1 protein-coding gene is annotated in these 833 nt (G+C 73.6%); it reads right to left on the bottom strand.

What is annotated here, in order from left to right:
* Positions 1 to 22: 22 nt before the first annotated feature.
* Positions 23 to 833: putative PEP-binding protein (locus A612_RS07575; RefSeq protein WP_019373901.1), on the bottom strand; the 811-nt coding region annotated here is incomplete at its 5' end.

Here is an 833-nt window from a genome sequence, read left to right as displayed (position 1 = left end):
CGGCTGCACCTGCCGCGCCTTTTCAGGCTGCGGCGGCGCTGCCGTCCGGGGCCAGCGCCAGGCACGCGGCCGGCTCGTCGGCCGCTAGCACCTGCCGCGCCCAGTCCACCAGCAGCCCGGCGTCGGCCTGCAGGATCTCGCGCTTGACCGCCTGCAGCTGGGTCGGGTGCATGGAAAAGCTGCGCAAGCCCAGGCCCAGCAGCAGCCGGGTCAGGGACGGGTCACCCGCCATTTCCCCGCACACGCTCACCGGCTTGCCCGCCCGTGCGCCTTCGGCGATCACGTCGGCCACCATGCGCAGCACCGCCGGGTGCAGCGGGTCGTACAGCTCGGCCACCGCCTCGTCGGCACGGTCGATCGCCAGCGCATACTGGATCAGGTCGTTGGTGCCGATCGACAGGAAGTCGAAGTGCGCGAGGAACTGGCGCACCATCAGCGCCGCCGCCGGGATCTCGATCATCGCCCCGAGCTGCACCGGCCCGTGGCAGGCGCCGCGCGCATCGAGCTCGGCGCGCGCCTGCGCCACCTGCGCGATGGCCTGGCGGATCTCCGTCAGGTGCGCCAGCATGGGGAACAGCATCCGTACCTTACCGTGCGCCGCCGCGCGCAGGATGGCGCGCAGCTGGGTGCGGAACATCTCCGGCTCCGCCAGGCTCCAGCGGATGGCGCGCAGGCCCAGCGCCGGGTTGAGCGTGCCGTCGCGCGCGCCGCGCTCCAGCGGCTTGTCGGCCCCCACATCCACCGTCCGGATGGTCAGCGGCAGGCCCTGCATGCCCTCGACGGCAGCCCGGTAGGCGCGGTATTGCGCCTCCTCGTCCGGCAGCCGGCCGCCG

The organism is Melaminivora alkalimesophila (assembly GCF_000282995.1).
Lineage (GTDB): Bacteria > Pseudomonadota > Gammaproteobacteria > Burkholderiales > Burkholderiaceae_C > Melaminivora > Melaminivora alkalimesophila.
The sequence above is the reverse complement of the archived record's forward strand: the minus strand, read 5'-3'. Positions and strand labels throughout refer to the sequence as shown.